A 23,863-nucleotide genomic window follows, 5' to 3' on the forward strand; every position below is an offset into this window, starting at 1 on the left:
CACGGTTTGAAGCAAGTAAATCCAATCTAAGAGGGTTGGTTATGCCAATTTCGTTAAAATAGCTTGAATGTCTTTGTAAACAGCATCAATATCGCGATCACCATCAACCGTATGGACTAACCCTTTTTGTTCATAGAAGGTCACGAGTGGTGTGTTCATTTTGACGTTTACTTCAAGCCGGTTTTTAACCGTTTCAGGCTTGTCATCTTCACGCTGGAAGAAGTCGTGACCGCCGCAAACATCACAGGTTCCGGGAACCTTCGTCGGGTTGTAGATCTTGTGATAAGTTGCGCCACAGTTTTGACAGATATAACGGCCAGAAAGTCGTTCGATTAGGACATCGGGTTCAACATGAATATTGATCACGGCGTCAACTGCCCGATCAAGTTCAGCTCCAAACGTATCTAAAGCCTGTGCCTGATCGATGGTACGTGGATAACCATCCAACATATACCTTTTGCAACGTCGTCTTGTGCTAAACGGTCGCGAACGATCCCGTTCGTTACAGAATCTGGCACTAAGTCACCCTTATCGATGTACTTCTTAGCTTCCAGCCCCATCTCGTTTCATTTTTCATAGCGTCACGGAAAATGTCACCAGTTGAGATATGTGGAATCGGAAATTCTTCGACGATCTTTTGTGCTTGCGTTCCCTTACCAGCGCCGGGCAAGCCCATTAAAATTAAATCCATTGACATGTCATTACCTCCTTGCGACTACCAGCTATAAAAGACATAATGGTGTGCTGAGCAAGTCACCACACCATTACCTGTCTCATTCAGCTGGACGTGGATCTTGGATGAAGCCAATGTAATGGCGTTTCATCATCAATCCTTCAATCTGTTGAATCGTTTGAATGGCGACCCCAACTACGATCAGTAGACTAGTCCCACCAAGGCCAATCGATTCATCCAGATTCCAAACGTTTTGGGCAACTAACGGAATCAAAGCAACGAATCCTAAGAATAATGCACCCACTGTACTCAAACGCATGAGTAAGTTAGAAACGTAAACCTGGGTTTCATGTCCAGGCCAAACTCCTGGAATGTAACTACCCTGTTTTTGTAGGTTCTCAGACAACTTTTCAGGATTAACCTGAACGAAAGCGTAGAAGAACGTGAACAAAATGATTAAAATCGTGTAAAGGGTGATTCCACCAGTCGTCTGCATACTGAAAATGTTCGATAACACTTGGTACCAAGTATCTTCAGAATGGTTATTAGAGAACGCCATCAAAATGGTTTGTGGCGTTGCAATAAATGAACTAGCGAAAATAACTGGGATAACGCCGGCAACGTTGACCTTCAATGGTAGATAACTACTATCTGGGTCACCGGATACCCGACGCGTATATTGAATCGGAATCTTTCGATCAGCTTGGTTAACCCACGTCACGAAGACGACAATGACTAACACAAGAATCAAAATGGCGAGTGAGAATAACCCACTCTTCCACCAACTTGACTTAGCAACATCCACGAAGTAAGTCGTGTACATTTGATAAATACCAGTTGGAATACGAGCAATGATCCCAGCGAAGATGATCATTGAGACCCCGTTACCTAACCCGTGGTCTGTAATCATATCACCCATCCAAGTGGTAAGCATGGTACCACCAGTTAAAATAATCCCAATCATAGCGTAGGTCTTAGTACCCGGGTTGTTCACTAAGTTTAAACTACTTAATGTGTTGAACCCTGCGGTGATCCCAACAGATTGGACAAACGCCAAAATGATGGTCAAGTACCGCGTATGCTGGTTTAATTTCCGCCGGCCGACTTCCCCTTGCTTACTCCATTCTACATATCTAGGCACAATGTCCATTTGTAGAAGTTGGATCACGATTTGAGCAGTAATGTATGGCGAAACCCCCATCGCAAAGATGGAGTAGTTTGTTAATCCGCCACCGCTAAACATGTTTAAAATGCTAACTAATCCAGAAGACGCAACGCTTTGTAAGGCTTTTGCATTAACCCCAGGCACCGTAATGTAGGAGCCGATACGAAAGACTACCAAAACAAACAGTGTAAAGAAAATCTTATTCCGAATATCTTTAACTTTGAACGCGTTTTTCAGGGTAGAAAGCATTAAATCACCTCTGTTTTACCGTCTGCTGCTTCGATAGCTGCTGTTGCGCTAGCAGAAAACTTGTTAGCTTTAACAGTAAGCTTCTTTGAAATTTCGCCGTTACCAAGAATCTTGATACCGTCTTTTTCATTCTTAACGATGCCAGCTTCAACCAATGCTGCTGGGTTAACCTCAGCACCATCTTCGAAACGGTCGTTTAAGGTTGACAGGTTAACAAGGGCGTATTCCTTGCGGTTAATGTTAGTAAACCCACGTTTTGGAATCCGACGATACAGTGGCATTTGGCCACCTTCGAAACCAAGACGTGTCTTGCTACGAGCCTTTTGACCCTTTTGTCCACGACCAGATGTTTTACCGTTACCAGCAGAACGGCCGCGACCTTTACGACTACGGGTTACACGTGACCCTTCAGATGGTTGTAATTCATTCAACTTCATGAAAGAAGGCACCTCCTTATTCTAAAATTTATTATTTAACTTCTTCAACTTTGATCAGGTGGGCGATTTGGAAAAGCGCACCACGAGTAGCGTCGTTGTCAGGATGAACAACAGAGCTATTTACGCGACCCAAACCCAAAGCCTTAACGATTTTACGTTGCTTAGGCAAACGGTGGGCAGCACTGTGAATCAAAGTAATCTTTAAATCAGCCATGTTGAGATCCTCCTATTCAGCTAAGTGTTGAACTGAAACACCACGTAAATCTGCAACTGTTTCGGCACGCTTCAAAGCCTTTAAGCCTTCGAAAGTAGCACGAATTGAGTTGATTGGTGTGTCAGAACCAAGACGCTTACTAGTGACATCGTCGATACCAGCCAATTCCATGACGGCACGAACGGCACCACCGGCAGCAACCCCAGAACCTTCAGTAGCAGGCTTCAGCATAATCTTGCCGCCGCCAAACGTACCGAGAACTTCGTGAGGAATGGTCGTACCAACGATAGGAACTTCAATCAAGTTCTTACGTGCGGCTTCAACGGCCTTACGGATAGCTTCTGGGACTTCTTGTGCTTTACCAGTACCAAAGCCAACGTGACCGTTATGATCACCGACTACAACAAGCGCTGCAAAACGAAGACGACGGCCACCCTTTACAACTTTGGTGATCCGGTTGATCGCTACAACGTTGTCTTCAAGATCCAGCTTTTCAGGATCGATAAACTTTGCCATTAGTGGTTATTCCTCCTTCTCTTAAAAGTTTAAGCCGTTTTCACGAGCTGCTTCAGCCAAAGCTTGTACCCGTCCGTGGTATAAGTAACCGCCACGATCAAAAACAACATTCACAATCTTCTTTTCTGAAGCACGCTTAGCAACTAATTCGCCGACTGCCTTAGCTTGGTCGGTTTTGTTACCTGCAGCTACTTCACTATCTAATGACGAGGCACTGACCAGCGTCACACCCGCTACGTCATCAATAATTTGAGCGTAGATGTTTGTGTTGGAACGAAATACATTTAAGCGTGGGCACTCAGCAGTACCAGAGATTTTATTACGGACACGTAAATGACGCTTTTGGCGTGTCTTGTTCTTATCTGGTTTCGAAATCAAAATAGTCACCTCTTTAATTATTGTTAATGCGCTTAGGCGGCATTACTTACCGGTTTTACCTTCTTTAAGGCTGATGTGTTCATTTTCGTAACGAATACCTTTACCCTTGTAAGGTTCAGGTGAACGAACGGCACGGACTTCAGCAGCAAAGTCACCAACTTCTTGCTTGCTGATACCAGAAATGTTGATGGTGTTGTTGTCAGGAACTTCGACCTTCAATTCTGAAGGAACATCCATTTCAACAGGGTTGGAATAACCAACACTCAAGATCAACTTACCCTTTAATTGGGCACGATAACCAACACCGACAAGCTTCAAGGTCTTGCTAAAGCCTTTAGTAACGCCTTCAACCATGTTGTTGAAGTTAGCTCGAGTAGTACCGTGTAAAGCACGGGTCTTGTTGTTGTTATCTGGACGATCAAAGTTGACTTCGCCATCCTTAACATCCATCGTGATGATTGGTGAGAAGGTCCGAGTAATAGTCCCCTTTGGGCCCTTTACTGTAACGTCATCGCCATCGCGTTTAACATCAACGCCATCAGGGATAGTAACTGTCTTATAACCAATACGACTCATTTAAAGTGCACCTCCTAACTTAATATCGTTATTACCAAACGTAGGCGAGAACTTCGCCACCGATTTTCTTTTCCCGAGCTTCTTTATCGGTAACAACACCTTCAGAAGTTGAGATAATAGCAATACCTAAGCCATTAAGTACCTTAGGAACAGCATCGGCTTTAACGTAACTACGCAAACCTGGCTTTGAAATCCGCTTTAATCCTGAAATGACGCGTTGTTTGTCACGGCCATACTTCAGGAATACACGAATAATGCCTTGCTTGTTGTCTTCAATATATTCAACGTCGCGAATGAAACCTTCACGCTTCAAAATTTCAGCGATGTCGCGCTTCATCTTTGATGCAGGTACTTCTAATGATTCGTGATATACCATGTTGGCATTACGAATCCGAGTTAAGAAGTCTGCAATAGGGTCAGTCATGGACATTAACGTTTATCCTCCTTTGTAGTGATATATTACCAGCTAGCTTTCTTCATGCCAGGAATTTGGCCTTTGTGGGCAAGTTCCCGTAAGCAAAGACGGCATAAGTGGAATTTCCGATAAACTGAATGTGGACGTCCACAACGTTCGCAACGGGTGTAATTTTGCGTCGAGTACTTAGCTGGGCGTTGACTCTTAACAACTAATGATTTTTTAGCCACAATAGTACCTCCTTACTTAGTAAATGGCATGCCAAGTTGTGTTAACAACTCGCGTGATTCTTCATCTGATTCAGCAGTGGTAACAATAACAATATCCAAACCACGAACACGGTTAACGTTATCAAAGTCGATTTCTGGGAAGATCAATTGTTCACGAACACCAAGGGTATAGTTACCACGGCCATCAAAGGCACGAGAACTGATACCATGGAAGTCACGAACACGTGGTAATGAAACATTGATCAACTTGTCCAAGAATTCATACATCCGGTCGCCACGTAAGGTGACCTTAGCGCCGATTGCGTTACCTTCACGTAAACGGAAAGCGGCGATTGACTTCTTAGCCTTGGTAATCAATGGTTTTTGACCAGCAATCAAGCCTAATTCTTCAACTGCTTCATCCAAGTTCTTAGCGTTTGAAACGGCGTCACCGACACCCATGTTCAAAACGATCTTGTCAAGCTTTGGTGCTTGCATGATTGAAGAGTAGTTAAACTTTTCGATCATTGATGGCACAATTTCTTTAGTGTACTTTTCTTTTAAACGATCTGCCATTAGTAAATTTTGCCTCCTTCCGTAGACTATTTGTCGATGGTTTCGCCGCTCTTTTTAGCGAAACGAACCTTCTTGCCATCTTCTTCGCGGAAACCAACACGGGTAGGTTGGTTCGTAGAAGGATCGATCAGCATTACGTTAGATACTTGAATAGGTGCTTCAGTATCAATAATGCCGCCTTGGGGGTTGGTCTGGGAAGCCTTTTGGTGCTTCTTGATCATGTTGACGCCTTCGACGACAACACGGTTCTTAGCACTAAGCGTCTTCTTGACAGTACCTTCCTTGCCCTTATCCTTACCACTGATCACACGAACTTTATCACCAGTTTTAATGAACATCCTGTTTGGCACCTCCTTATTTTCGAACGATTAGAGCACTTCTGGTGCAAGAGAAACAATCTTCATATAATCATTGTCACGCAATTCACGCGCAACAGGTCCGAAAATACGAGTACCTTGTGGACTCTTGTCGTCACGGATCAAGACCGCAGCATTTTCATCAAACTTGATGTATGAACCATCGGCCCGACGAACACGAGAAGTAGTACGAACAACAACTGCTTTAACAACGTCACCCTTTTTGACAACGCCACCTGGTGTTGCTTGTTTAACCGTAGCAACGATAACGTCACCAATTCCAGCGTAACGACGATTTGAGCCACCCAGGACTTTAATAGTTAAAATTTCACGGGCACCAGAGTTATCAGCGACTTTTAAACGAGATTCTTGTTGGATCACCGTTAGTGTCCTCCTTTCACTGTAAGTAAAACAGAATACGATAAAATGTCGAAACTAGATAATAACTGCCTTTTCTACCACACTGAGTAGGCGGAAACGAACAGTCTTTGATAATGGACGAGTTTCCATAATTTCAACAATGTCGCCTTGCTTGGCTTCGTTGTTTTCATCATGTGCCTTGTACTTCTTAGTGTACTTGATCCGCTTACCGTAAACGGGATGAGTCTTAGTAGTATCAACCGCTACAGTAATTGTCTTGTCCATCTTATCAGAAACGACGCGACCACGATACGTTTTACGAGCATTACGTGCTTCAGCCATGTATTTTACCTCCTTTATCGTATTCTTACTTGTTTTCTAATTCTTGTTCACGAAGAACTGTCTTGATTCGCGCAATATCCTTGCGAACCTGCTTCAAACGAGCAGTGTTCTCCAGTTGACCAGTAGCCAATTGGAAACGAAGGTTGAACAATTCGTCCTTGTAGCCTTTTTCTTTTTCGAGCATTTCAGCAGTGGTTAATGCTTTGATTTCGTTAGCCTTCATTTGATTCGCCACCTACTTCCTCGCGTGCGATGATCTTCGTCCGAACGGGCAGCTTAGTTGAGGCCAACCGCAATGCTTCACGGGCAACTTCTTCAGAAACGCCACCAACTTCGAACATAACCTTTTCGCGCTTAACTGGTGCAACCCAACCTGCAGGTGCCCCTTTACCATTACCCATACGTACCCCAACACCTTTTTCAGTGTAAGACTTGTGAGGAAGATCTTAATCCAAACTTTCCCGCCACGCTTCATGTAACGTGTCATGGCAATACGAGCTGCTTCAATTTGTCGGTTGCTGATCCAACTTGAATCCAATGCTTGGAGACCGTAGTCACCAAAAGCAACAAACTTACCGCCTTTAGCGGCACCACGTAACTTACCACGGTGCTCACGACGGTGCTTTACCCGCTTAGGTACTAGCATGATTATTTCCCTCCTTTGTTAGTGTTTTGGTTAGTGCTAGGCTTGTCTGGCAAAATTTCACCACGATAGATCCAAGTCTTAACACCTAATGAACCATAGGTTGTGTGTGCTTCAACCCAGGCGTAATCAATGTCTGCACGCAATGTGTGCAAAGGCACTGTTCCATCTGAGTAAGCTTCAACACGACTCATATCAGCACCGTTCAAACGACCGGCAACCTGGGTCTTGATACCCTTGGCACCAGAACGCATTGTCCGTTGCATTGATTGACGCATAGCACGACGGAACGCAACACGGCCTTCAAGTTGACGGGCAATGTTTTCGCCGACTAATTTTGCGTCTAAGTCAGGCTTCTTGATTTCGATGATGTTGATGTGTACTCGCTTGCCAGTCAGGTTGTTTAATTCCTTACGCAAGTTTTCAACTTCAGAACCACCCTTACCAATGACCATACCAGGCTTTGCAGTGTGAATTGAAATGTTAACGCGATTTGCGGCACGTTCAATTTCTACTGTAGATACTGAGGCATCGGCAAGGCGTTTTTCGATATATTTCCGGATTTTAAGGTCTTCACCTAAGTAGGCAGCGAAATCTTTTTCTGCATACCACTTGGCTTCCCAGTCGCGAATGATTCCGACACGTAACCCGGTAGGATTAATCTTTTGACCCACGCTTTATCCCTCCTATTTTTCAGATACGACTACTGTAATGTGACTTGTCCGCTTGTTAATTGGAGAAGCAGAACCTTTAGCACGAGGACGGAACCGCTTAAGGGTTGGTCCTTCGTTGACGAAGGCTTCGCTAACAACCAAATCACTACGATCTAAATCGAAGTTGTTTTCAGCGTTTGCAACAGCAGACATCAATACTTTTTCAACGATTGGTGAAGCACCACGAGGGGTGAACTTCAGGATAGCAATCGCTTCGGCCACGCTTTTGCCTCTGATCAGATCAATGACAAGGCGGACCTTACGTGCGGCAATACGAACTGTTTTCGCAGTTGCCTTTGCTGATGTAACTTGTTCAGCCATTTGTTAATCCTCCTTATTATTTCCCTGTCTTCTTATCGTCGCCTGCATGGCCACGGAAAGTACGAGTTGGGACAAATTCACCTAACTTGTGACCAACCATGTCTTCTTGAATGAACACAGGAACGTTCTTACGACCGTCATAAACGGCAATCGTGTATCCGATGAAGCTTGGGAAAATTGTTGAACGACGAGACCATGTCTTGATGACAGTCTTCTTATCTTGATCTTTTTGAGCATCGATCTTCTTCAAAAGATGTGCATCTGCGAATGGTCCCTTTTTTAAACTACGACCCATTAGATTACCCTCCTTACGAGTGAGATTACTTAGGCGCTAAGTTGTTTACTTTCTGCCCTTACGACGAACAATAAACTTGTTTGAACGAGCTTTGGTAGAACGCGTCTTCTTACCAGCAGTCTTCTTACCCCATGGTGATAATGGTGATGGACGACCGATAGGAGCTTTACCTTCACCACCACCATGAGGGTGATCGTTAGGGTTCATAACAGACCCACGAGATTGTGGACGCTTGCCGACCCAACGGTTACGACCAGCTTTACCAACGTTGATCAGTTCGTGTTCTTCGTTACCAACAGTACCAATAGTGGCACGGTTAACAGACAAGATCATCCGAACTTCACCAGAAGTCAAACGTACTAAAGCGTACTTGCCTTCCTTACCCAACAATTGAGCTGAAGCACCGGCTGAACGAACCAATTGGCCGCCCTTGCCTGGCTTTAATTCGATGTTGTGGATGGTAGTCCCAACTGGAATGTTTTGAAGTGGTAAGGCGTTACCTACCTTGATATCAGCATCTGGCCAGATTGAACTTTGTCGCCAACCTTTAAGCCCTTTGGTGCGATGATGTAGGTCTTGATACCATCCTCATATACTAACAACGCAATGTTAGAAGTACGGTTTGGATCGTATTCAATAGCTTTAACCGTTGCAGACTTATCGTCCTTGTTACGCTTAAAGTCGATCACGCGATACTTTGTCTTGTTACCACCGCCGCGATGACGAACAGTCTTGTGACCGTAGTTGTTACGGCCCGCGGTATGGCTCTTTGATTCTAGTAATGACTTTTCAGGAGTTGACTTAGTGATCACGCCACTGTAGTCAAGACTAGTCATATTACGCCGACCATTACTGGTTGGTTTATATACTTTAATCGCCACGTGAATTTCCTCCTATATTTAGTAGATTGTTATTCTTCGCCGAATAACTTAATTTCTTCTGAATCTGCAGACAGGGTAACAATTGCCTTACGACGCTTCTTAGTGTAGCCTTCGTAACGACCCTGACGCTTTAACTTACCCTTAACGTTCATGATGTTAACTTTAACAACCTTAACGTCAAAGATTTCTTCGATCGCGTTTTTAACCTGAGTCTTTGTGGCACGAACATCCACATCAAACGTGTAGCGCTTGTCATCTAACAAGGCAGTTGATGCTTCAGTAATGACTGGGCGTAAAATGATATCGCGTGCTTCCATTATGCGAGCACCTCCTCGATCTGAGAAAGAGCGGACTTAGTAATAACCAGCTTATCGCTGTTGATCACATCAAGGACGTTGATCCCCTTTGCATCAATAACAGTAACGTTATCTAAGTTACGAGCGGCTAAAGCAGCCTTTTCGTTACCTTCCTCAAGTACCACTAATGTTTTCGTTGAAACGTTCAAACTAGCCAATGCGTTAGCAAAGTCTTTTGTCTTAGGGGCGTCAAAGCTTAAAGCATCAACAGCAACTAAGTTGTTATCAAGAACCTTTTGTGAAAGAACCGACTTCAATGCCAAGCGGGTAACCTTCTTAGGTAAGTGATAGCTGTATGAACGTGGTGTTGGGCCGAATACGGTACCACCGCCAACCCATTGTGGTGAACGGATAGAACCTTGACGAGCACGGCCAGTACCCTTTTGACGCCATGGCTTCTTACCACCGCCACGAACTGCACTACGGTTTTTAACCGCATGAGTACCTTGGCGAAGTGAAGCGCGTTGCATCAAAACAGTATCAAACACAACGTTGTCGTTTGGTTCGATAGCAAAGATAGCGTCGTTTAAAGTAACGTCACCATTTTGGCTACCGTCTTGTTTATATAATGTAACACTAGTCATTTACGTTTCCTCCTTTCTTATTTCTTTGGTGCGCGAACGGCACTCTTGATTTCAACGAATGACTTGTTGGCGCCAGGAACATTCCCTTTGATCAACAATACGTTGTTTTCTGTGTCAGCCTTGACGATTTGTAAGTTCAGGATGGTAATCGTCTTGTTACCCATGCGTCCTGGCAATTTCTTACCTGGGAAGACACGGTTAATGATGGCACCTAATGAACCTGGACGACGGTGATAACGAGACCCATGGGTTTCAGGTCCACGTGATTGGCCATCCTTGTGGACGTTACCTTGGTAACCATGACCCTTTGTCGTACCGGTAACATCAACATAGTCACCTGATTCAAAGATATCTGCTTTGATTTCATCTGATACCTTGTAATCTCCTAGCTCAACATCTTTGATTTCACGAATGAAGCGCTTAGGAGTCGTATTTGCTTTTGCTGCATGACCTTTAGCTGGTTTGTTGCTCAAACGTCGCGCTTGTCATCATAACCCAATTGAACTGCGTCGTAGCCATCGTTTTCAACGGTCTTAACTTGTAAGACAACGTTAGGCGTGGTTTCAACAACAGTAACTGGAATTAATTCACCATTTTCAGTGAAGACTTGCGTCATACCGACTTTTTTACCTAAGATTCCTTTTCTGGTCATGAGTACACCTCCGATATAATGTATTAATTTTGCTGTGATTTATGATTATAATTTTATTTCGATGTCCACACCTGAAGGCAAGTCGAGCTTCATTAATGAGTCAACTGTCTTTGGCGTTGGGTTCACGATATCGATCAACCGTTTGTGAGTCCGCATTTCGAATTGTTCACGAGACTTCTTGAACTTATGTGGTGAACGAAGCACCGTGTAAATCGTACGTTCCGTTGGTAACGGAATAGGACCTGAAATTTCAGCACCTGTACGCTTTGCGGTTTCGACGATCTTCTCTGCTGATTGATCTAAGATACGGTGTTCGTAAGCCTTCAAACGGATACGAATTTTTTGTTTTGCCATTGGATTCCCTCCTTCGTCTATTTTGAAAATAAGACTAACTCCGTAGAAATTACCGCCACACCCCGTGGCAAAGCGGCCGGGTGTGTCGCAACCTTCCACATCATTGCTCTTCGGTGTTGAACCCACAATAGGGCCGCAAAAGCCCCTTGGAATTCAGCACAATGTCTATAATACTAAATAAATGCCGTCGTGACAAGGGTTTCTTCAAAATTCATCAAAGAAACTTCTGCCATGACCGTTGCTTTTTTCAAAACTTACCGATGCATTGTGCCACTATTTTGATACTTAACATTCACAGACCAGTCTATGATACATGAAAACCAATGAGATTGCACCCCTTTTCAAGAAATATTTTTTGGCCGCCTTGTTTTTGGTGACTCGTCACTGCTCACGCTGCACTTCCACATCATCGCATGTAGGTTTGGCCTAACCCTATTTCACACGCCGTTTAAGTTCATCCCTATTTAATAGAAGAAACCCGTGCAGAAATCTAGTGATCAATCGTTATTCTCCGCTGGTGCCACTACGATAGTGGGCTCCCTTAATGATGTTCTGTTTGGCTAAAGCGATATGGTGACATAGACTGTTGCTTGCTTACCGCTCCGCGTTCGATTAAGAAACTGGTGCCTTCCAGACAACAAAAAAAGACACCGCCCCCTTGGACGATGCCTTTCAAATCCTTAAGCTTATTCAGCAGCTGGAGTGCCGCCGTTCTTCTTAATGATTTCTTCTTGGATTGACTTAGGAACAGCCTCGTAGTGATCAAAGGTCATGGTGAAAGTCCCACGGCCTTGTGATGCAGAACGAAGAGTCGTTGCATAGCCAAACATTTCTGACAATGGTACGAATGAGTGGATCAATTGTGCATTCCCACGTGCTTCCATACCATCCACACGACCACGACGTGCAGTAACTTGGCCCATGATGTCACCCATGTATTCTTCAGGGACAACAATTTCAACCTTCATGATTGGTTCCAAGATAACTGGTGCTGCGGTCTTAGCAGCGTTACGTAAAGCGATTGAGGCAGCAACCTTAAAGGCAGCTTCACTAGAATCGACTTCATGGTAACTACCATCGTATAACTTAGCCTTCAAGTCGATCAATGGGTAGCCGGCAAGAACACCGTTTTCCAATGATTCTTTCAAACCTTGTTCTACTGAAGGGATGTATTCACGAGGAACAACACCACCAACAATGGCATCTTCGAATTCAAAGCCCTTACCTTCTTCGTTAGGGGTGAATTCGATCCAAACATCACCATATTGACCTTTACCACCAGATTGACGAACAAACTTACCTTGAGCAGAAGTTTGCTTGGTGAAGGCTTCACGGTAGGCAACTTGTGGGGCACCAACAGTGGCTTCAACGTGGAATTCACGCTTCATCCGGTCGATGATGATGTCCAAATGCAATTCACCCATCCCGGCGATCAAAGTTTCACCAGTTTCAGGGTTAGTTTCAGCCTTGAAAGTAGGATCTTCTTCAGAAAGCTTTTGTAATGCAGTGTTCATCTTATCTTGGTCAGCCTTAGTCTTAGGTTCAACGGCAACCTGAATAACTGGGTCAGGGAATTCCATTGATTCCAAGTGTAATGGGTGATCAACATCGGTCAAAGAGTCACCAGTAGTGGTGTTCTTCAACCCAATAGCGGCAGCAATGTCACCAGAGAAGACTTCTGGGATCTCTTGACGGTGATTTGAATGCATTTGCAGCAAACGACCAACACGTTCACGCTTGCCCTTAGTAGCGTTCAAGACGTATGAACCGGATTCCAAGGTTCCTTGGTATACCCGGATAAATGTCAAACGACCAACGAATGGGTCGGTGGCAATCTTGAAGGCCAAAGCGGCAAAGTTAGCGTCGTCGTTAGCACGCAGTTCGATCTTTTCGCCAGTATCAGGATCAGTTGCGTTGTATGGCTTAACATCAAGTGGTGATGGTAAGTAGTCAACGGTGGCATCCATCAACATCTGAACACCTTGTTCTTGAAGGCAGAACCGGCAAGAACTGGGAATAATTCAAGGTTCAAAGTCGCTTTACGGATAGCAGCCTTTAATTCGTCGACAGGAATCTCTTCGCCTTCAAGGTACTTTTCCATAATGTCATCATCAACGTCAGCGATCTCTTCGATCATGGCGTCACGACGCTTTTGTGCTTCTTCCTTGTATTCTTCAGGCACATCAACAGTGTCCCATTCAGCACCTAATTTATCTTCGTCGTAGATATCGGCTTTCATTTCAAGCAAGTCGATAACCCCTTGGAAGTTGTCTTCGGCACCAATTGGCATTTGAATAGCCAAGGCGTTAGCTTGGAGACGATCCTTGATAGTCTGAACAGAGTAATCAAAGTCGGCACCGATCTTGTCCATCTTGTTAACGAACACGATACGGGGAACATCGTAGTCAGAAGCTTGACGCCAAACAGTTTCGGTTTGAGGTTCAACCCCTGCTTGGGCATCTAAGACCGCAATGGCACCATCCAACACACGAAGGGAACGTTCAACTTCAACAGTGAAGTCCACGTGTCCTGGGGTATCAATGATGTTGATCCGGTGCTTCTTCCATTCCGCAGTAGTAGCGGCAGAAGTGATCGTGATCCCACGTTCTTGTTCTTGTTCCATCCAGTCCATTTGTGAAGCACCATCATGGGTTTCACCAATTTTGTGAATTTTACCAGTGTAATACAGAATCCGCTCAGTAGTCGTTGTTTTACCGGCATCGATATGTGCCATGATCCCGATATTCCGCGTCTTTTCAAGTGGAAAAGCTCGTGTATTAGCCATGTTTAATCTGTAACTCCTCTCAGTTTAATAACTGTATTCTAATTTCGACAAAAAATGGGATGGCATAAAAATAAGGTCTATTTTAGCCATCCCATACTTTCACTATCAACTCTTTTGGGTTAATGACCCTCGCAGGTTACGCAACCGTCAAGCAGCTGACAGAGAACTTGTTTGCTTATTACCAGCGGTAGTGAGCAAAAGCACGGTTGGCATCGGCCATTTTATGCGTATCTTCACGCTTTTTAACTGATGCACCGGTATTGTTAGCAGCATCCATGATTTCGCGAGCTAACCGTTCAGTCATCGTGTGTTCGCCACGAGAACGTGAATAGTTAACGATCCAGCGAAGACCTAAAGTAGTCCGACGATCTGGACGAACTTCGATTGGCACTTGGTAGTTAGAACCACCAACACGGCGAGCCTTAACTTCCAATACTGGCATAACGTTCTTCATTGCTTCATCAAATACTTCAACAGGATCGTTCCCTGTTTCTTCCTTGATCACATCAAAGGCACCATAAAGAATTTGTGATGCAGTGCCTCGCTTACCATCTAACATCAAGTGGTTGATCAGACGCGTAACCATCTTTGAGTTGTAGATTGGATCAGGAAGGACTTCACGCTTTTGTACGTTTCCTTTTCTTGGCATTACTTAATATCCTCCTTGCGCAACTTAATTATCGTTTTACTTCTTAGGCTTCTTGGTACCGTACTTTGAACGACCTTGACGACGGTCTTCAACACCGGCAGTATCGAGGGCACCACGGATAATGTGATAACGAACCCCAGGTAAATCCTTTACACGGCCCCCACGGATAAGAACAACACTATGTTCTTGCAGGTTATGGCCAATACCAGGAATGTAAGCCGTAACTTCAATTAAGTTAGACAAACGAACACGCGCGTACTTACGCAAAGCAGAGTTAGGCTTCTTTGGCGTCATGGTACCAACACGAGTTGCAACACCACGTTTTTGAGGTGCAGGGTTGTTGACTTGCTTCTTCTTGTAACTGTTATACCCATAGTTCAAAGCTGGGGCATTTGATTTAGAACTTCTAGATTTACGACCTTTACGAACCAATTGGTTGATTGTAGGCATCTAAGAGTCCTCCCTTCCTTAGTCTTCTTCTTAATTTAAGTCCACACATCCAGGCGGTTCATTTTTGGGTAAAAAGAAAAGCCTGATGCTGACATATTTTCGTGCTATGTTTTCCGTCAGCATGTCTGCCTAAGCAGAAACCGGTCTACAAAAAGCACCTTTAAAAGAATACCACGCATGAAAGGGCAATGTCAACGGGTAACCGACAAACAATTCGGGACTTTTCCACGTAGTTATCCACAGGAGGATATAAACTATGTTGAACTTTTTCGTGTTATTCACAATTGGAAGCGTCATCGGGTCGTTTTGCCAAGTCGTCGCTGTACGCGGCCTGCGTGCTGCCACGCTCACCACGACCCCGTCTCACTGTGATTATTGTGGCCAACGGCTCAGGTGGTTTGAGCTGATTCCCATTTGTTCATACCTGTGGTTACTAGGCAAGTGTCGAAATTGTCGACACAATGTCCCGCTAACCACCCTGTTGAGTGAGATGGCTGGCGGGAGTCTGGCGATGTTCTACACGCAACTGACACCGAATTTACCGTTACTTTTGATCGGGTTTCTTCTATTAATAATGAGTCTGTGCGACTGGCAAGCCTTAGAAGTACCTAGTTACCTACTCATAATTGCAGCAGGACTTGTTGTGATTGCGGTGCTAACCACCTCCCAATTAGAAATCTGGCAGCTAATTATTCTGATACTTTGGAGTAGTTATCAAAGGTGGCCGGTCTTTCACCGTTGGTTAGGTGCAGCCGACATTGATATTATTGTACTCTATAGCCTTTTAGCCGGTCCGATCATCACCGCGCAAGCAATTCTTATCAGTAGTGGTCTCGCCATTATCTGCTTTACATTTTGGGCGCAGCGACAGCTCCCCTTTGTTCCCTTTTTAGCCGTCAGCTATTACTGGTTGCTATGGTGTTTACTGTAGCGACCTAAAGGGACGCTCACAGTCTTGTGAGCGTCCCTTCCAGCAATCCTTTAATTTTCACGCTTGCGTTTTTTGATTCAAAATAGACCAAACAATGCGGAAACGAGACCTAGGATGCCAACGACTTGAGCATCATTGTCAGCTTCACTTGTCTGAGGCAGCGTCTTCTGATGATCAACAGGTTGCCCATTCGCATTAGTTGTCTTATTGACGTTTGCCACACTCAGCTGTGTATCGCTTAAATCAGCCTGAGTCGTTTTATCTAAATCATCACCCGCACCATTGCCCTGAACACTCACCGGCGACTGTGCCCCGCCGCCAGTCGTATCAGAACCAGCTGCTGTGGCAATGCCATTAGCACCGTGGACAAGGCCTTTGGCAGTTTTGGCACCATTTTGAGTCTGGGCAATATCATTGCCGTTAGTACTGGTAACTGGTGGGGTTGTCAGTGCATTATCCGATGTTGACGCCGTGGCGTTAGACGGTACTGTGTTGTCATAGTAATCGGCCTGGTCAACAGAGACAGGTTATGGTAACCCTGTACGAATTGCCGGATTACCGGCCGTTTCTTGACCCGGTGCCGGTGTAACAGCAACCATAATAGGTTGGGTTGGCTCATTTGGCAACTGCACACTGGCTGTCTCACCAGGCGTCAGCACATACCCCGTTGGGATATTGTTTTCCATCGTCCGGGTCGTGATTTCGCCCGGTTCACCAATGATCGTGGTCGTGCCAACCACGTTACCTGCCCATCCGTATAGTCGATCGTATAGCGTTCAGCATTTGGCACATCAGTAGTGGGCACGTCAGTTTTCTCTTCAGGGTTGGTTGTCGTCTCCTCGCCCTTTGGTTCTGTGACGGCTACAATAACTGGTTGTGATGGATCATCAGGCAAGTCAGCAATGCCAGTATTGCCAGGCGTCAAAACGTATCCTGTTGGGATATTGGCACTGACACCGCGAGTAGTCGCTTCCCCGGGTTCACCGACAATTGTGGTCGTACCAACCACATTACCTGCACCGTCCGTGTAGTTGATCGTGTAGCTTTCAGCATTTGGCACATCCGTGTCTGGTAAATCAGTTTTCACTTCTGGATCTGTCGTCGTATCCTCGCCTTTTGGTTCACTCACACTCAAGATTATCGGCTGACTCGGATCAGTTGGCAAGGTCACCACACCGGTCTCTCCGGGGGTCAACGTGTACCCCGTTGGAATGGCCACAGTTACCTTGCTGCTCGTCACTTCACCAGGCTCACCGATGATCGTTGCCGTTCCGACAACGTCCCCGGCGCCATCCGTATAGTCAACCGTATAACGTTCAGCGTTTGGTACATCAGTAGTAGGGACATCCGTTTTCTCTTCTGGGTTGGTTGTCGTCTCCTCACCCTTTGATTCTGTGACAGTTACAACGATCGGTTGCGACGGATCATTCGGCAATTCAGCAGTGCCGGTACTGCCAGGCGTCAAAACGTAGCCTTCTGGAATATTCGCGCTGACACCGCGCGTCATCGTTTCCCCCGGTTCACCAACAAGCGTTGTTGTGCCAACGACATTGCCCGCACCATCGGTGTAGTTGACCGTATATAGTGTTGCGTTCGGCACGTCCGTTGACGGCACATCAGCCTTCACAAACACATGCGGATCATCCGTGGTATCCTGACCCTTTGGTGTTGTCACGGCTATCGTGAGCGGCTGAGAGGGATTATCCGTTAATGTGACGCCATTAGGTTCACCGGGTGTCAGAACATAACCAGTCGGCACAGTTGTTGCAATCGTGCTGATTGTTTCCCCCGGATCACCAACAATGGTCGTCGTGCCAATCACGTTACCCGCGCCATCAGTGTAGTTGACCGTGTAACTTTCAGCCGTTGGCACGTTTGTCGTTGGAACCGACGTTTTTTCTGCTGGATTGCCAGTGGTATCCTGCCCCTTTGGTTCCGTGACTGCTACCGTGAGCGGGGTTGCTGGGGTAGTCGTCAAAGTGAGGCTATCCGTCCCACCAGGTGCCAGCACATAGCCAGTTGGAATTGTACCATCATTGGTTAAGGTCTCACCTGGTTGGCCAACGATTGTCGCCGTCCCAACCACGGTGCCAGCACCATCAGTATAGTTGATGGTATAACGCTCTGCGGTTGGCACGTCAGTTGAAGGGACGCTAGCCTTTTCAAATGTCTGCGGATTCTCGGCTGTATCCTCGCCCTTTGGTGTTGTCACTGCAACGGTATACGTTTCACCTGGCGTCGCTGAAATGGTTAACGCACCGTTTGCGCCCGGTGTCCAAACGTACCCGTCAGGTGGGGTCAGTTGGACAGTTTGACCAGGGATCCCATTTTCAGTCACCGTTTTAGCAATCTGACCATCTGGGGTCGTGTAGTTAACCGTATAGCTCACCGTCGTGGCAGGCTTAGTCAGTTCAATCGTAAAGACATCATTGCCATTCGCGGTGAACTGACCATTTGCAGCACTGTTAGTCAGACCGTTAGCTGGGGTGTAGCCCTCTGAAATGATTGCCTGTTCAGCAGCTGCATACTGGCTAGCATCCACGTTACCATCAGTAACGCCAGAAACAGAAACAGTCCCTAATTTCTCGTTATCAGTCGAAATAAAGATGACAGTTCCAGTTTGTTGATCCGGCGTATAACTCACCGTAACGTTACCGCCAGCTGTGGGCACCTTCGTAGCGGTAGCCGTATAGCCAGGAATATCTGGTGTTGAAACCGACTGGCCTGGAATTCCCGTAATGGTAGTGCTAGTTGTACTACCAGGCACCGGCGTTGTCGTATTGCCCAACACTGGCGTTACCGTATACGAGACAGTCATGGTCATTTTTTTCAAAACGATTGTAAACTCATCATTGCCGTTCACGCTAAACTTGCCGTTCGCTGCCGTATTGGTCAGGCCAGTTGCTGGCGTATACCCTTCCGCAATGAGCGCCTGTTCCGTTGCTTCATATTGTGCACTGTCAACATGACCATCCGTAACACCTTTAACATCAGCGGCGTCAATCACCAAGCCGTCAGGTCCAACAAAGTTAACCTTGCCATTCTGTGAATCAGCTTCATAAATAACGTTGAGATTACCGCCCGTTGTTGGTACGTTTATTTTCTGTGGTGTGTACCCCGGAATCGTTGGCAGCGTTGCTTTTTGTCCGGGTAAACCTGGCGTGGTGGTCCCAGTCGTACTTCCAGGAACCGGCGTTGTGCCGTCACTCAACACTGGTGTAACGGTGTAAGTCACACTAGTAGCGGGTTTCGTCAGTACAATTGTGAAGAGGTTGTTACTCAGGCCAAACTTGCCGTCAGCTGCAGTATTGGTTAACCCAGTTGCTGGCGTGTACCCCTGATTGATAATCGTCTGTTCTGTCGATAGGTAATCTGCGGGATCAATCTGGCCATTTGTAACGCCTGTCACTTTAACACTACCCAAATCGTTGCCATCCGTATCAACAAAGTCAACATAGCCGATCTGTTCATCCGGCGTGTAAATCACATTCACGTTACCATTAGCCTTTGGCACAAGCGTTGTTCCAGTTACGGTATATCCTGGCACCGTTGGGAACGTTGTCACTGTTTGTCCCGGCAGACCTGGTGTGGCAGTGCTTGTCGTACTTCCAGGAACCGGTGTTGTGCCATCGCTCAATACTGGTGTGACGGTATAGGAGACACTTGTTGCCGGCTTAGTCAATTCAATCGTAAACACATTATCGCCAGTCGCACTAAACGTTGCATTCGCTGCAGTATTTTCTAGTCCGTTTGCTGGCGTGTAGCCTGAATTAATAAACGCTTGTTCACTTGCCACGTACTGATCGGCTGAAATATGACCATCTGTGACACCCAAAACGGTAGTGTGACCCAGATTGGTACCGTCAGTGTCGACAAAATTGAGCGTCCCCGTTTGTTCATTTGGCGTATATGTCACCTTGACATTACCACCATCGTCAGGAATGGTGCCTGTTCCTGCTGTATACCCAGGAATGTCTGGGACTTTAACCGTCTGGCCCGGCAGTCCAGGTTGTGGTTCAGTCACTGACGCGTTTGGAATCTGATTACCGTCGCCGTCAATTGGGGTGACCGTGTAATCAACGCTAGCAGCTGGTTTTGTTAATTGAATCGTAAAGACATTGTTGCTAGCTGTAAACGTCCCATTGGCTGCCGTGTTGATCAAACCAGTTGCCGGTGTGTAGCCTTCGTTGATCAGTGTTTGTTAAACTGATGCGTACTGACTTGGGTCAATATGTGCATCCGTAAGACCACTAATACTTGCAGTTGCGTCGACAATTTGGAGTCCGTTTTCATCGATAAAGTTGACTGTTCCCTGTTGTAAAACTGGTGTGTAGATTACATGAATATTTCCGCCATCATCCGGGATAGTGACCTTGTCAGCTGTATAGCCAGGAACATCTGGGATTTTAGCGTCCTGTCCTGGCAATCCAGGTTGAATCTCAGTTACTGACGTATTGGGGATTGGATTCCCATGACTATCTACAGGGGTTACAGTGTAGTCGACACTAGTAGCAGGTTTTGTTAGTTCAATTGTAAATGCATTATTACCAGTCGCACTAAACTTAGTGTTCGCAGCACTGTCAAGAAGTCCATTTGCTGGCGTGTACCCTTCGTCAATGAGTGCTTGTTCGGCTGCAATATACTGGTCAGCGGATACATTACCATCCGTTACGCCATCGACCTGAATAGGTGTTGAAAGCACTTTTCCTGTCGTGTCAATAAACGTCAAAGTCCCTTTTTGATCATCAGCTTCATAAATGACATTCACGTTGCCGTCAGTATCTGGAATAGCAGTTGTTGTCTCCTTTAAGGTATATCCTGGTACATCAGGTGTCTGGACATTCTGACCAGGAATACCTGGCTGACTAGTCGTGGTCGTGGTGTGCGGAATAGGATTACCAGCCTCATCGATTGGCGTTACCGTATAGTCCACACTCGTCGCTGGTTTTGTCAGTTCAATCGTAAACACACTATCGCCGGTCGCAGCAAACGTTCCGTTAGCCGCAGTGTTGGTTAATCCCGAAGCTGGCGTGTAGCCGCAGTAATCAAAGCCTGTTCAGTGGCCGCATATTGACTAGCATCAATATGGCCGTCAGTTACGCCATCGACAGAAACTCTATCAATCACAAAACCCGTCTCATCAACAAAATTGACCGTCCCATTTTGTGAATTAGGTGTGTAGACAACGTTGACCGCCCCATCCGTCGCTGGAATATCTGGATCTGTTTTTGCTGTGTACCCTGGAATATCTGGCAACAACCTGGTCACCAGCAACCCCGGTTTCGGGGACACCGGTTAACGTCTTGATGGCGTTCCCAGCAGAATCAACTGGTGTCACAACGTAATCGGTGTTCTTTGCCACCGTAATTTTGAAAATATTTTGACTGCTATCCGCGCCAAACACCCCATATGAGGCAGTATTTAAGCTACCATCTACCAGTGAGTAGCCATTGTTTAACAAGTCCTGTGCGGTATTAACGACATCATCCGTCAATACAACGTTGTCGCCAGTGTTGCCGCTAACTTGGACCTGTTTTACAACGGTACCCGATCCATCAACGAACTCAACGGAACCGGTTTGAGGCGTGCCGCTATATTTCAAAGTCACCACATTTACTGATGGGTCTGTGGATTCAACCGTATAAGTGGTCGGATTATCTGAGTCTGCCGTGTAACCAGCAATGGTTGGACTAGCAATAGTTGATGTTTCATCGTAGGTGCCTAAAAATGTCGTAGCTGGTGCAATCACCTTACCGTTTTGATTGACGTAATTAACAGTAACTGTTTCTGTATTAGCTGTATAGGTATAAGAAACATTGGCCGTTTGCGGAAGGTACGGATTAGCAACATTGTACTGACCAGCATGACTAATATACTTATTATATGAACTATTGGTTGAATCATCAGTTGGATCATAAAAGATGCTTAGATTCCCACCATCACTGAGCGTATAGGTTTGTCTTTCAGCGGATACCCAAGTAGATGGAACTTGGGCCAGATTAGCACCATACTGAATTGACATCTTAGCCGAACCGTCTGAATTGAAGGTTAACGTCACAAGATCTTCCACCGTGCCCCTTTGGCGACGGTCACACCGCCAAGAGTAGTTGTCCTAACGGTTGTGTAATAAATCCCCAATGCGACACTAGATCCCGGCGTAAATGGTGACATATAGCCACTTTCATTAGAAGACCCATCAGCCGTGTATCCAGTAGGTTCAACAACTGGTGTCCCTGTGGTATACGCCTGGCCTGATAATCCAGATTGGGAATATGACGGATCAACCTCTGTTCCATCTTCTTTTACAAAACTGGTCACCTGCGTCAAAACTTCTGGTTTAAAGACAACCACACCATCTGTACTTGCAAGCGCACCGTCTTTAGTGTAACCATTCAATTCACCTAACACATTCGTTAGAATATAAAAATCGTTAGAGGAATTAATTGAAAAGGGTATCCTGATTATCGGTAATCGATAACCCTGACGCGCCATCCGCGGTAATCGGCACACTTGTGGCACTATCGGTCAACGCCGTCGTTGAAACGACATTACCATCCGCATCCATCACGGTGACGTTGGTTTGTGATGCAGTGGCACGGTCAGTCGACAATGCAACATAACTCGTATAGTTACCCACAGTTCCATAGGCAATTTCCGTATACAGATAGTCATCCGAATTTGGAATGGTCTTAACGCCGTCAGGGTATGTTGGATCAGTCACAGAAAAGCCTGATATTCGACGCCGTTTTGAGTAGTGATCACGCCAGTGTTTGCAGCGTCGTCGGTGCCATCAGCATCATTGGTATCCGTATCTTCAGCAGCGGTTAACTGTGCGGTGACTACTTGGGCAACGCCCGTTGTTGTATAGGTGTCACTCGCAATCTGCTTGGCAGCAGAAACGGCAGTATCATCCGCCACACCTAGGTCTGTCTCGTTAACTGTTTGACTCTGATCAGGATTTAATGTCGTCGCAGTCGATTCTGGAGTAACTTCAGCATTCGAGGCATCGTTATCGGTCGTTCCAGTCGGACTAGTCGACCTGTCTGTAACAGTTTTAGCGCCAGTCGTCGCATCCGCAGCAGTCGACTCATCTGCTGTCTTTTCGTCAGTGGTCACTGACGCCGTTATTGCAGACGAAGAGTCGGCAGTCGCTGTTTTCGCGGTGTCTGTCGTTTTTTTTGACGCATCTTTAGTTGTTGTGCCTGTTTCAGTGGTCTCAGCAGCACTGGTCTGGGTCTCACTAGCAGCTTCACCCGTTGAACTTTCAGTACTGGTAGTATCAGTCTGGCTACTGTCTGTGGCCGAAGGTGACGCAGAAGAGGCACTATCTGTACTACTATCGCTATCTGTGGCCGATGACGATTGATCAGAAGCCGCACTACTCTCAGTATTTGTTGTCGGTGTTGTATCATCAGCACTAACCCGTACTTGTCCTGTAACGCTCACCAAACCAAAAGCCAGCGTCATCATGCCTGCAGCAAGCCACAGTCGACCGGCCTTGTATAATTTAACGCGATACTTCTCCTCCGAAGTATCTTGCAACATCTTTTGATGTGCCTTTTCCATTGTCTTTTTCATGGCTATTCCCCCAGAATACAAGCCTAATGAACGGATCATGAAAATGACCCAGGAGTTCCCCACTACCTATGTGTGACTTTTTAATTTTCGATCAATGAGTAATTCCCCGATTAGACATTTGTTAAAACACTTTTCCAATTTACAAATTTATAGTATCACTTATCACTAGGATCTTCAAAAGCCCGGTGAAAATTTGATATTATGT

General features: G+C 45.8%; 30 protein-coding genes and 5 pseudogenes. 1 reads left to right on the forward strand and 34 read right to left on the reverse strand.

All coding sequences use genetic code 11. From position 1 onward, the window contains the following. Positions 1–39: 39 nt before the first annotated feature. The 26 genes and pseudogenes from JCM11969_RS05230 to rpsL all read right to left on the reverse strand — a co-directional run bounded on the left by JCM11969_RS05230 (position 40) and on the right by rpsL (position 15,149). Positions 40–691: pseudogene (locus JCM11969_RS05230) on the reverse strand (adenylate kinase). Positions 692–773: 82 nt separating this feature from the next. Further along, positions 774–2,087: a preprotein translocase subunit SecY gene (secY, locus tag JCM11969_RS05235; RefSeq protein ID WP_054709093.1), complete on the reverse strand. Its 1,314-nt coding sequence runs from the start codon at positions 2,085–2,087 to the stop codon at positions 774–776. Next, entirely contained in the window at positions 2,087–2,524 is a 438-nt protein-coding gene (rplO, locus tag JCM11969_RS05240) for a 50S ribosomal protein L15 (protein ID WP_054709096.1), read from the reverse strand. Before rplO ends, secY begins: the two co-directional genes overlap by 1 nt. 31 nt (positions 2,525–2,555) lie before the next feature. After that, the gene (gene rpmD / locus JCM11969_RS05245) at positions 2,556–2,738 is read right to left on the reverse strand and encodes a 50S ribosomal protein L30 (RefSeq protein ID WP_054709099.1); all 183 of its coding nucleotides are present in this window, start codon (positions 2,736–2,738) and stop codon (positions 2,556–2,558) included. Positions 2,739–2,750: 12 nt separating this feature from the next. Further along, positions 2,751–3,254 carry a 30S ribosomal protein S5 gene (rpsE, locus tag JCM11969_RS05250; RefSeq protein WP_054709102.1) on the reverse strand — a complete coding sequence of 168 codons (504 nt, stop codon included), beginning with the start codon at positions 3,252–3,254 and terminating at the stop codon, positions 2,751–2,753. Positions 3,255–3,275: 21 nt separating this feature from the next. After that, positions 3,276–3,641 (reverse strand): 50S ribosomal protein L18, encoded by a 366-nt coding sequence (gene rplR, locus JCM11969_RS05255; protein ID WP_054709107.1) that lies wholly within the window; start codon positions 3,639–3,641, stop codon positions 3,276–3,278. Between the two features lie 33 nt (positions 3,642–3,674). After that, complete coding sequence (rplF, locus tag JCM11969_RS05260) at positions 3,675–4,208, reverse strand: 50S ribosomal protein L6 (protein ID WP_054709110.1); 534 nt, start codon at positions 4,206–4,208, stop codon at positions 3,675–3,677. A 31-nt stretch (positions 4,209–4,239) separates the two neighbouring features. Beyond that, positions 4,240–4,638 carry a 30S ribosomal protein S8 gene (gene rpsH / locus JCM11969_RS05265; RefSeq protein WP_054709112.1) on the reverse strand — a complete coding sequence of 133 codons (399 nt, stop codon included), beginning with the start codon at positions 4,636–4,638 and terminating at the stop codon, positions 4,240–4,242. A gap of 29 nt (positions 4,639–4,667) precedes the next feature. Further along, the gene (locus JCM11969_RS17000) at positions 4,668–4,853 is read right to left on the reverse strand and encodes a type Z 30S ribosomal protein S14 (RefSeq protein ID WP_082409188.1); all 186 of its coding nucleotides are present in this window, start codon (positions 4,851–4,853) and stop codon (positions 4,668–4,670) included. A 12-nt stretch (positions 4,854–4,865) separates the two neighbouring features. Next, complete coding sequence (gene rplE / locus JCM11969_RS05270) at positions 4,866–5,408, reverse strand: 50S ribosomal protein L5 (RefSeq protein ID WP_054709115.1); 543 nt, start codon at positions 5,406–5,408, stop codon at positions 4,866–4,868. A 26-nt stretch (positions 5,409–5,434) separates the two neighbouring features. Beyond that, a complete protein-coding gene (gene rplX / locus JCM11969_RS05275; RefSeq protein WP_054709118.1) occupies positions 5,435–5,746 on the reverse strand; it encodes a 50S ribosomal protein L24 in 312 nt (103 codons plus the stop codon). A gap of 30 nt (positions 5,747–5,776) precedes the next feature. Next, positions 5,777–6,145, reverse strand: coding sequence for a 50S ribosomal protein L14 (rplN, locus tag JCM11969_RS05280; protein WP_054709120.1), 369 nt, complete (start codon positions 6,143–6,145; stop codon positions 5,777–5,779). Positions 6,146–6,199: 54 nt separating this feature from the next. Then, positions 6,200–6,466, reverse strand: coding sequence for a 30S ribosomal protein S17 (gene rpsQ / locus JCM11969_RS05285; RefSeq protein WP_054709124.1), 267 nt, complete (start codon positions 6,464–6,466; stop codon positions 6,200–6,202). A gap of 25 nt (positions 6,467–6,491) precedes the next feature. Further along, a complete protein-coding gene (gene rpmC, locus JCM11969_RS05290; protein WP_054709127.1) occupies positions 6,492–6,689 on the reverse strand; it encodes a 50S ribosomal protein L29 in 198 nt (65 codons plus the stop codon). 88 nt (positions 6,690–6,777) lie between these two features. Continuing rightward, positions 6,778–7,112: pseudogene (rplP, locus tag JCM11969_RS05295) on the reverse strand (50S ribosomal protein L16); the annotation flags it as partial. 2 nt (positions 7,113–7,114) lie between these two features. Next, positions 7,115–7,783: a 30S ribosomal protein S3 gene (rpsC, locus tag JCM11969_RS05300; protein WP_054709133.1), complete on the reverse strand. Its 669-nt coding sequence runs from the start codon at positions 7,781–7,783 to the stop codon at positions 7,115–7,117. 12 nt (positions 7,784–7,795) lie between these two features. Continuing rightward, positions 7,796–8,143, reverse strand: a complete 348-nt coding sequence (gene rplV / locus JCM11969_RS05305) for a 50S ribosomal protein L22 (RefSeq protein WP_054709136.1) — start codon at positions 8,141–8,143, stop codon at positions 7,796–7,798. A gap of 16 nt (positions 8,144–8,159) precedes the next feature. After that, entirely contained in the window at positions 8,160–8,438 is a 279-nt protein-coding gene (gene rpsS / locus JCM11969_RS05310) for a 30S ribosomal protein S19 (RefSeq protein WP_054709140.1), read from the reverse strand. 45 nt (positions 8,439–8,483) lie between these two features. After that, positions 8,484–9,319, reverse strand: a pseudogene (rplB, locus tag JCM11969_RS05315) (50S ribosomal protein L2). A gap of 29 nt (positions 9,320–9,348) precedes the next feature. After that, complete coding sequence (gene rplW, locus JCM11969_RS05320) at positions 9,349–9,636, reverse strand: 50S ribosomal protein L23 (protein ID WP_054709143.1); 288 nt, start codon at positions 9,634–9,636, stop codon at positions 9,349–9,351. Next, a complete protein-coding gene (gene rplD, locus JCM11969_RS05325) occupies positions 9,636–10,259 on the reverse strand; it encodes a 50S ribosomal protein L4 (protein WP_054709146.1) in 624 nt (207 codons plus the stop codon). The genes rplW and rplD overlap by 1 nt, the downstream gene beginning before the upstream one ends. A 17-nt stretch (positions 10,260–10,276) precedes the next feature. Continuing rightward, positions 10,277–10,911 (reverse strand): annotated as a pseudogene (gene rplC / locus JCM11969_RS05330) (50S ribosomal protein L3). Positions 10,912–10,956: 45 nt separating this feature from the next. After that, entirely contained in the window at positions 10,957–11,265 is a 309-nt protein-coding gene (rpsJ, locus tag JCM11969_RS05335; RefSeq protein WP_054709151.1) for a 30S ribosomal protein S10, read from the reverse strand. A 686-nt stretch (positions 11,266–11,951) separates the two neighbouring features. Continuing rightward, positions 11,952–14,050, reverse strand: a pseudogene (fusA, locus tag JCM11969_RS05340) (elongation factor G). A gap of 178 nt (positions 14,051–14,228) precedes the next feature. Further along, entirely contained in the window at positions 14,229–14,699 is a 471-nt protein-coding gene (gene rpsG, locus JCM11969_RS05345; RefSeq protein ID WP_054709154.1) for a 30S ribosomal protein S7, read from the reverse strand. 36 nt (positions 14,700–14,735) lie between these two features. Then, entirely contained in the window at positions 14,736–15,149 is a 414-nt protein-coding gene (rpsL, locus tag JCM11969_RS05350; RefSeq protein WP_054709157.1) for a 30S ribosomal protein S12, read from the reverse strand. Between the two features lie 256 nt (positions 15,150–15,405). On the opposite strand from rpsL, the gene JCM11969_RS05355 reads away from it, so the two are divergent. Beyond that, complete coding sequence (locus tag JCM11969_RS05355; RefSeq protein ID WP_054709160.1) at positions 15,406–16,080, forward strand: prepilin peptidase; 675 nt, start codon at positions 15,406–15,408, stop codon at positions 16,078–16,080. Between the two features lie 77 nt (positions 16,081–16,157). Here the strand turns inward: JCM11969_RS05355 and JCM11969_RS05360 are convergent, their stop codons facing one another. The 8 genes from JCM11969_RS05360 to JCM11969_RS05390 form a co-directional block, all read right to left on the reverse strand. Next, a complete protein-coding gene (locus tag JCM11969_RS05360) occupies positions 16,158–16,379 on the reverse strand; it encodes a hypothetical protein (protein WP_054709163.1) in 222 nt (73 codons plus the stop codon). Positions 16,380–16,607: 228 nt separating this feature from the next. Continuing rightward, a complete protein-coding gene (locus tag JCM11969_RS17580; RefSeq protein ID WP_162231452.1) occupies positions 16,608–16,766 on the reverse strand; it encodes a hypothetical protein in 159 nt (52 codons plus the stop codon). Continuing rightward, complete coding sequence (locus JCM11969_RS05365; protein WP_054709166.1) at positions 16,733–20,242, reverse strand: beta strand repeat-containing protein; 3,510 nt, start codon at positions 20,240–20,242, stop codon at positions 16,733–16,735. The genes JCM11969_RS17580 and JCM11969_RS05365 overlap by 34 nt, the downstream gene beginning before the upstream one ends. Before the next feature lie 39 nt (positions 20,243–20,281). Continuing rightward, a complete protein-coding gene (locus JCM11969_RS05370; protein WP_054709169.1) occupies positions 20,282–21,049 on the reverse strand; it encodes a MucBP domain-containing protein in 768 nt (255 codons plus the stop codon). Positions 21,050–21,250: 201 nt separating this feature from the next. Beyond that, entirely contained in the window at positions 21,251–22,138 is an 888-nt protein-coding gene (locus JCM11969_RS05375; protein ID WP_054709172.1) for a MucBP domain-containing protein, read from the reverse strand. Next, complete coding sequence (locus JCM11969_RS05380) at positions 22,135–22,476, reverse strand: hypothetical protein (protein ID WP_054709175.1); 342 nt, start codon at positions 22,474–22,476, stop codon at positions 22,135–22,137. The genes JCM11969_RS05375 and JCM11969_RS05380 overlap by 4 nt, the downstream gene beginning before the upstream one ends. Before the next feature lie 43 nt (positions 22,477–22,519). After that, positions 22,520–22,801: a hypothetical protein gene (locus tag JCM11969_RS05385; RefSeq protein ID WP_054709178.1), complete on the reverse strand. Its 282-nt coding sequence runs from the start codon at positions 22,799–22,801 to the stop codon at positions 22,520–22,522. Then, a complete protein-coding gene (locus JCM11969_RS05390) occupies positions 22,798–23,658 on the reverse strand; it encodes a KxYKxGKxW signal peptide domain-containing protein (protein WP_054709182.1) in 861 nt (286 codons plus the stop codon). Before JCM11969_RS05390 ends, JCM11969_RS05385 begins: the two co-directional genes overlap by 4 nt. Positions 23,659–23,863: the final 205 nt, after the last annotated feature.

The organism is Secundilactobacillus paracollinoides DSM 15502 = JCM 11969, from assembly GCF_001311135.1.
GTDB classification, from domain to species: domain Bacteria; phylum Bacillota; class Bacilli; order Lactobacillales; family Lactobacillaceae; genus Secundilactobacillus; species Secundilactobacillus paracollinoides.